Origin of the sequence: Achromobacter sp. RTa, from assembly GCF_000757485.1 — a bacterium.
Classification (GTDB): domain Bacteria; phylum Pseudomonadota; class Gammaproteobacteria; order Burkholderiales; family Burkholderiaceae_B; genus Achromobacter.
Genome location: NZ_JPYO01000045.1, coordinates 188,288 through 196,110, shown reverse-complemented (window position 1 = coordinate 196,110; position 7,823 = coordinate 188,288). Strand labels below are relative to the sequence as shown.

General features: G+C 65.4%; 7 protein-coding genes. All 7 read right to left on the bottom strand.

Annotation, left to right across the window (positions count from 1 at the left end):
- Positions 1 to 431: 431 nt before the first annotated feature.
- The 7 genes from JL37_RS25210 to JL37_RS25180 all read right to left on the bottom strand — a co-directional run bounded on the left by JL37_RS25210 (position 432) and on the right by JL37_RS25180 (position 7,812).
- Positions 432 to 2,081: a GMC family oxidoreductase gene (locus tag JL37_RS25210; protein ID WP_043547719.1), complete on the bottom strand. Its 1,650-nt coding sequence runs from the start codon at positions 2,079 to 2,081 to the stop codon at positions 432 to 434.
- Between the two features lie 219 nt (positions 2,082 to 2,300).
- The gene (locus JL37_RS25205) at positions 2,301 to 3,281 is read right to left on the bottom strand and encodes a tripartite tricarboxylate transporter substrate binding protein (RefSeq protein ID WP_043547718.1); all 981 of its coding nucleotides are present in this window, start codon (positions 3,279 to 3,281) and stop codon (positions 2,301 to 2,303) included.
- Between the two features lie 37 nt (positions 3,282 to 3,318).
- A complete protein-coding gene (locus JL37_RS25200) occupies positions 3,319 to 3,651 on the bottom strand; it encodes a carboxymuconolactone decarboxylase family protein (protein WP_043547717.1) in 333 nt (110 codons plus the stop codon).
- 59 nt (positions 3,652 to 3,710) lie between these two features.
- Positions 3,711 to 4,475, bottom strand: a complete 765-nt coding sequence (locus JL37_RS25195; RefSeq protein ID WP_043548199.1) for an enoyl-CoA hydratase/isomerase family protein — start codon at positions 4,473 to 4,475, stop codon at positions 3,711 to 3,713.
- An 11-nt stretch (positions 4,476 to 4,486) separates the two neighbouring features.
- Positions 4,487 to 5,227 (bottom strand): IclR family transcriptional regulator, encoded by a 741-nt coding sequence (locus JL37_RS25190; RefSeq protein ID WP_043547716.1) that lies wholly within the window; start codon positions 5,225 to 5,227, stop codon positions 4,487 to 4,489.
- A gap of 10 nt (positions 5,228 to 5,237) precedes the next feature.
- Positions 5,238 to 6,818, bottom strand: coding sequence for a class I adenylate-forming enzyme family protein (locus JL37_RS25185; protein ID WP_043547715.1), 1,581 nt, complete (start codon positions 6,816 to 6,818; stop codon positions 5,238 to 5,240).
- A gap of 13 nt (positions 6,819 to 6,831) precedes the next feature.
- Positions 6,832 to 7,812, bottom strand: coding sequence for a tripartite tricarboxylate transporter substrate binding protein (locus JL37_RS25180; protein ID WP_231570429.1), 981 nt, complete (start codon positions 7,810 to 7,812; stop codon positions 6,832 to 6,834).
- Between the last annotated feature and the right edge of the window lie 11 nt (positions 7,813 to 7,823).

The window sequence follows — 7,823 nt, the reverse complement described above, 5'->3', positions numbered from 1 at the left end:
ACTGGCCACATCGCAGTGTCTGACACCGGCCCCACCTCAGTGTCTGACACCCCATGCGCCGCCCGTCAGGCTGCAACGCCGTCTCCGGGTGTCAGACACCCGGAAGCATGCTCTCAAGCCTGAATACCATCCCGTAAGGGTGTCAGACACTGGCCACATCGCAGTGTCTGACACCGGCCCCACCTCAGTGTCTGACACCCCAGGCGCCGCCCGTCAGGCTGCAACGCCGTCTCCGGGTGTCAGACACCCGGAAGCACGGCCTCAAGCCTGGATACCATCCCGTAAGGGTGTCAGACACTGGCCGCAACGCCGTCTCCGGGTGTCAGACACCCGGAAGCACGCTCTCAAGCCTGAATACCATCTCGTAAGGGTGTCAGACACTGGCCACATCGCCGTCTCCGGGTGTCAGACACATCCGCGGTATCCAGATGTCAGACCCTGGCTACCTCTACATCCGCAGCTACGGCAGCGTCCCGCATCGCGTCCTTTCTGATCATGTCCGCGGCGCGCTCCGCGATCATGATCGTCGGCGAATTGGTGTTGCCCGACGTGATCAGCGGCATCACCGAAGCGTCGGCGATGCGCAGGCCCTCCAACCCGTGCACGCGCAGGCGCGCGTCCACCACCGCGCCGCCGTCCGCGTCGCGGCCCATGGCGCAGGTGCCCACCGGGTGGAAGATCGTGGTGCCGATCTTGCCGGCCGCCTCCCTCAGCTCGGCCTCGGTCTGGAAGGCCGGCCCTGGCAGCCACTCTTGCGGCTGGTAGCGCTGCAACGCGGGCGCTGCGGCGATGCGGCGGACCAACCGGATGGAGTCCGCCGCCACGCGCAGGTCTTCCTCGGTGCTGAGATAGTTGGGCGCGATGACCGGCCCCTGGCCCGCGGCCAGCGGCCCTTGCGCATGCACGCTGCCGCGCGAAGTGGGACGCAGGTTGCACACGCTGGCGGTGAAGGCGTCGAAGCCATGCAGCGGTTCGCCGAAAGCGCCCAGCGACAGGGGCTGGACATGGAATTCCACGTTGGCCCGCGCCTGGCCCGGATCCGACTTGGCGAAGGCGCCCAGCTGCGAGGGCGCCATGCTCATCGGGCCGCTGCGGCTCACCAGGTATTCCAGCCCTATGCCGGCCTTGCCCCACCACGTGGAGGCGATGCGGTTGAGCGTCTTGACGCCGTTCACCTTGAGGATGACCCGCAGCTGCAGATGATCCTGCAGGTTCTCGCCCACGCCGGGCAAGGCATGGCGCAGTTCGATGCCGCTTTCGCGCAGCCGCGCCGGCTCGCCCACGCCGGATAGTTCCAGCAGCTGCGGCGTGTTCACCGCGCCCGCGGCCAGCACCACTTCACGCCGCGCGCGCACCGTGGATGCCATGCCGCCGCGGCGCAGTTCCACGCCCACGCAGCGCTTGCCTTCGAAGAGCAGCCGCTCGGCCATCACGCCGGTTTCCACCCGCAGATTGGGGCGCTTGCGCACGGGACGCAGAAAGGCCTTGGACGTGTTCCAGCGCCAGCCGCTGCGCTGGTTCACTTCAAAATAGCCGCTGCCGAAATTGTCGCCGCGGTTGAAATCCTGCACGCGGGGAATGCCTTCCTGTTCCGCCGCGGCGGCGAAGGCCTCCAGGATGTCCCAACGCAGGCGCTGCGGCTCCACGCGCCATTCGCCGCCCGCGCCGTGGAATTCGTCGGCGCCGCGGTGATGGTCCTCGCTGCGCTTGAAGACCGGCAGCACCTGATCCCAGCCCCAGGCCGGGTCGCCCGACAGCGCAGCCCAGTTCTCGTAGTCCTCGCGCTGGCCGCGCATGTAGATCATGCCGTTGATCGATGAGCAGCCCCCCAGCACGCGGCCGCGCGGGTAGATCAGCGAACGCCCGCCCAGCCCGGGCTCTTCGACGGTACGGTACATCCAGTCCGTGCGCGGGTTGCCGATGCAGTGAAGGTAGCCCACCGGGATATGGATCCAGTGATAGTTGTCGCGGCCGCCGGCCTCCAGCAACAGTACCTGCACGGCAGGATCCTGGCTCAGCCGGTTGGCCAGCACGCAGCCGGCCGACCCCGCGCCCACGATGATGTAGTCGTATGTCTCCATAAGCTCTTCTTATCTGCTTGCCGGGCTATGCGCCGCAGGCGGGTGAGCCGACCCGGCTGCGGCGGATGGGCGCGCGCCGGGCATCTGCCGTGACTCTGGCGCAGCCGCTCGAAACTGTCCAATGAATTGTTGAAAAACAGTTTATAAGCAACTTTAATAATGCTGTGCGCGCTTTCCGCCACTGGCCGGCCGCGCTGGCGCGGATGAAGCATGGGCGGGCTAATCCAGCTTGATCCCGGCCTCTTTGACGATACGGCCCCAGCGCTCGTAGTCGTCCCGCAATATGTTCTGCAACCCATCGGACGTGCTGGTCAGGGTCTCGACCCGCTGTGCGCGGACCTGGGCCTGCAGTTCCGGCGACGCCAGCGCCTTGGCGAGTGCGGTGCTGAGCTTGTCCCGGACGGCCGGAGGCAAGCCCTTCGGCGCGATGACCGCCCACCAGAGATCCTCTCCCGATTTTGCGTAGCCGGGCACGCCGGCTTCATTCATGGTGGGCACGTCCGGCAGGTACGGGCTGCGCTCGGCGCTGGTCACGGCCAGCGCGCGCAAGGCGCCCGACTCGATCAGCGGCATGGACGTGTTGAGGGTGTCGAACATGAAATCCACGTTGCCCGCCACCACGTCGGCCAGCGCGGGACCGCTGCCCCGATAAGGCACGTGCATGAATTTCGTGCCGGTCAGCTGCTTGAGCACCTCGCCGGAAAGCTGATTGGTCGACCCATTGCCCGCCGACGCGAAGGTAATGGTGCCAGGCTTGGCGCGATCTAGCGCCAATAGCTCCTGCACATTCTTGGCGGGCAGCTTACTGTTGACCACCAATACATTGACGAAGCGGCCCGCCAACCCTATGGGCGTGAAATCCTTGTTCGGATCATAGGGAAGATCGGGATAGATGTGCGGATTGATCGTCATGTTGCCGACGCTGGACATGCCGATGGTGTAGCCGTCGGGCGCGGCGCGGGCGATCGCGGCGATGCCCACGCCCCCGCCTGCGCCCGAGCGGTTGGAAACCACGACGGGAACGCCGAGCACACTGCCCAGCTGCCGAGCGATGGGCCGCGAGAACGTATCCATGGAGCCGCCGGCGGGAAACGGCACGATGAACGTGACGGGCCCGGCCGGCCAGTTATCGGCGCAGGCGGGCGCGACGGCGGTCAACGCGCAGCCGGCGGCCAGCAGCAAGCGTGCAAGTCTGGACATCCCCTTCTCCCCTTGTTGTATTGAAATGGGCGTCCGGCTACTTGCCGTCGATCGCGTCCATGACGCGCGCCGAATACACCAGCGCGGCGCCCGCATTCAGAGACACCGCCACGCCGAGGGCCTCGGCGATCTCGCCCTTGGTGGCGCCCTCCTCCAGCGCCCGCTTGGAATGCACGGCGATGCAGCCGTCGCAACGCGTAGTGACGGCCACCGCCAGCGCGATCAGTTCGCGCGTCTTGGCGTCGAGCTGATTCGTCTTCTGGCCTGCTGCGGACAACTGCTGATAGCCCTTGACAGTGTCGGGGCTGGCCGCGGCGACATCGCCGATGCGGGCCATCAATTCCGAGCGGTATTGGTTCCAATCCAGCATGAATCTTCCTTTGAATAGGCAGTGGAAAAAAGGCGCCGCCCCGCGACGCCTGTGAAAAGCTATCGGCCGTAGCGATCGCGCGCGGCGGCCGCATCGGCGGATTGCCCGCACAACATCGCCTGGTCCACATCCATGTGGCTGCCCAGGTGGTTCAAGGCGTTGGCATAGGCATTGATGCTCTGCTTGGACATGCGCACGGCAAGGTCGGGCATCTTGCTGATACGCTCGGCCAGTGCCTGCGCGTGTGCGCGGGCGGCTCCATCGGGCACGACGAAATCCGCGAGCCCCCATTCGAGCGCCTTGCCGGCAGACATTTTTTCTCCCAGCAGGACGATCTGCTTCGCGCGCGCGGGCCCGGTCAGGTTCACCAGCCGCGGAATGGTCTGCCAGCCCAGGGGAATACCGATCTGCACTTCAGGCACGAACAAATAGGCAGATTCGCCCATCACGCGCCAATCGCAGGCCAGCGTGAGCGCGATGCCGCCGCCCACGTTCACGCCTTCGACCGCCGCAATGGTGATCTGCGGCATATCTTCCCAAGCCTTGCACAGCCGGGTTCCGCGCAAAGCCAGGGCGCGCCGTTCCACCGGATTTTTGTCGTCCAGCTTCCAGCGCGCCGGGTCTCCGAGGTCGATGCCAGCGGAAAACTCGGCGTCGTTGCCGCTGAGCACCACGCAGGCGATCGACGGATCCTGCTGGAATTCCAGCGCGATGTCCGTCAGGCGCAGCACCATGTCCTGCGTCAGGGCATTGCGCTTGGCGCCTCGATCCATCGTGACGGTCGCTACCGGGCCTGCCTTCTCTACCGAAATGATTTCCTTCATTTCCATCCGTCCTAGGTGTTCAATAATTCGGCGGCCGCCAGATCCGCGGCCGAATGCAATACCGAAACGATCTCCCGTATATCGTGCGATTTGAGGCGGGCCGCCGGACCGACCACGCCGATGCTGTACAGGCCGCGGGCCTTCCCCGTCATGACCGGGCAGGCCACGCTCAGCACCCCTTCGTCGATCTCGCCGTCGCATACGGCAAAGCCCTGCTGGTGCACCTGGGTGAGCTCATCGACCAGATCGGCGATCCGCAGGCCGGGCGTGGCGCGCGCCAGCGGCTCCAGCAGCGCCTCGATGCGCGCCGGCTCCAGATAGGCCAGGATGGCCTTGCTCGACGAGCACTTGTCCAGGGGACGGCTGCCCACCCCCGGATAGATATAGAGCTGGTCCTTGCGGGTAGGCGTGATGGCCTGGACCAGGTCGACCTCGTCGTTCAGCAGCCGCGCGCAGAACGCGGTTTCCTCCAGGCGCCCAACCACGAAATTCAGCGCCGGCTTGAATTGGGCCAGCTTGCTGTCCTGTGTCAGGCTTGCGCGCATCAACCCGATCAGGCCCGCGCCCAACATGAAATTGCCGGTGGCGTCATCGACCTCCAGGTACTCGATCTCGCGCAGCGAGGTCGCCAGCCGGTGGGTGGTGCTGCGCGGCAAGCCGGTTGCGGCGGCCAGGTCGGCCAGCGACATGCCGGCAGGTTGGCCGGATATGGCTTGCAGGATGCGATGGTATCGGTTCAGGGGATTCGACATGGGGATACTGTCAGGGCTGTTGTCGCAAGGCGATTTTGTCGACCTTGCCTATGGAAAGCATGGGCAGCGCGCTGCGGATGAAGAAGCGCTTGGGCACTTTGTAGTTGGCCATGCGCTCACGGCACCATTGGGCCAGTTCCGGCTCGGATACGGCGCCCTCCGGCTTGAGGATCAAATGGGCATGGCCCACTTGCTGATAGAGCTCGTCATCGACCGCGATAACGGCGGACATCAGCACATGGGGATGCTGTTCGAGCACGACTTCGATTTCGCGCGGGTACACGTTGTAGCCGCCCGATTTGTACATTTCCTTGATGCGGCCGACCAGACGGAAGTTGCCGGCCTCATCGCACGCCGCCACGTCGCCTGTCTTGAGCCAGCCGTCGGCCGTGAAGGCCGCCGCGGTAGCGGCCTCGTCACGCAGATAGCCGTTCATACAGTAGCGCCGGCGCACCTGCAATTCGCCCTGTCCGCCCGGCGCGGGCGTTTCGCCCTGCTCGTCCAGCACGCGCAGCTGGCCCTCGGGAATGGCCCGGCCGATGGTATAGGCGGCCGCCTCCAGGGTATCGCTGGCCACGATGTAGCTGACCGATCCGCAGGATTCCGTCAGGCCGTAGGTCGAACCTATCCGCGGACAGTGCTCGCTGACGCGCCGCAGGATCGGCATGGGAATGGCCGCGCCCGAAAAAATGAACCACTCCATGCCCCGCATGATGGCCATGTCGAACGAAGGTTCGCGGATCAGCATCTGCAACATGGTGGAACCCAGCATCAGCATATTGACACGATGCTTTTCAATCAGGCCCATGACTTCGGCCGGACGATAGCGTTCCTGGTAGACGATGGTGCCGCCCGCGAGTATCTGCGACAGGCCGCGGAAATGCATGCCGCCGATGTGATTGATGGGCGCGAAGTTGATGACTACCGGATGGCTGGCGGTGGCGAAAGTGCGCGCCTGCACGGTCGAGCGATAGATCAGCGCCGTCTGGCTGAGCAAGACTCCCTTGGGCTTGCCGGTGGTGCCCGAGGTATAGACCAGCATGCTGGGCCGGGCCGGATCCCCGTAAGGTTCGGGGCAGCCAGGCGGGATTCCCGCGGCGCCGGCCAGGGCGCGTTGCAGGCTGTCATCGCCCGGAGACTCGCCCGGATAGAACACCAGGGCCGGGCGCAAGGCGCCCGGCTCCAGGCCTTCCAGCGCTTCGCGCAAGTCGTCTTCATAGCGCCGCTCCTCGAAAGAAGCGACCGAGATCACCAGCTTGGGACGAGCATGGCCGATGACGTACGCCACTTCGCGCGGCTGGTAGCGCGGGTTCAGGCCCACCCATAGGGCGCCCAATCGGGCCGAGGCCAGAAACGTCACCATGGCCTCGGGCGTGGGCGGAGCCAGCATGGCCACGCAATCGCCCGCGGCGATGCCCCGCGCGCTCATGCCGGCCGCGCAGCGCTCGACCCGACCAATCAGCTCCCCGTAGGTAATGGACGCATCGGCATGCGCCAGGGCGACGCGGTCCGGATGGCGGCGCGCATGCCCCGCGATGACGTCCCACCAGGTCGCGCCCGGCGCCCGCACTTCATCTTCGTGATAAGTCATTGTGTCCATCCACTCAGAACTTGATGTGCTTTTTCTCGACGATGTCCTTGAACATGGCCGACTGCCCGGCCACGAACTCGCGGGTTTCGTCCGGCCCCTTGAACGCCGCCTCCGTGCGCATGGCCTTGATTTGCTCAAGCACGCCCGGATCGCGCAGGGCCTCGGCGAAACTCCGCTGCAGCTTGTCGATGATGGGCGCCGGCGTGCCCTTGGGCGCCGCCATGACGTAGGAAATGATGTTCTCCGCGGCCTGCGGATATCCGGCCTCGGCGAGAGTCGGCGTATCGGGCAGAAACTGCGAACGCTGCCGCTGCAGGATGACCAGCGCCCGGGTCTTGCCGGCGTCCAGCATGGTGCCCGCGGCATTGACGCCGTCGATCATCAGATCCACCTGATTGCCAGCGAGCGCGGTGACCGCCTCCACCCCTTTGTATGGAATGTGGCGAAACTCCACCCCGGTATCGTTCATGAACACTTCGCCCGCCAGATGGGTGGACGACCCCATGCCGTAGGTAGCGTAGGTATAGCGGCCAGGATGCTTCCGCGCCTCGTCCAGCACCGTCTTGAGATCGGACGGCATGGCCTTGTTGGCGGTCAGCACCATGGCCGTCTGCCCCAGCGTGGCCACGTAATCCAGCGACTTCTCCGGCGCATAGGGCTGCGGAGACATGACGTACGGGATCAGGGTGTAGCTGGTGTTGGTCGATACGAGCAGTGTGTAGCCATCCGGCGCGGCGCCTATAACGGCGTTGACGCCGATCACCGTGCTGCCGCCCGGCTTGTTGAGAATGGTGATCGCCTGCCCGAGCGCTTTGGAGGCCCGCTCGGAAACGATGCGCATGAATTGGTCGGTGCCCCCGCCGGCCGAATAGGGAATGACGATTTTTATCGGCTTGTCGGGATAGCTTGCCGCGGGATCGGCGGCGGCGCAGACCGCCCCGGCTCCGGCCATCACTGACGACACAACGAACGTAAAGACGCTTCGATACATCATTGTCTCCTGGC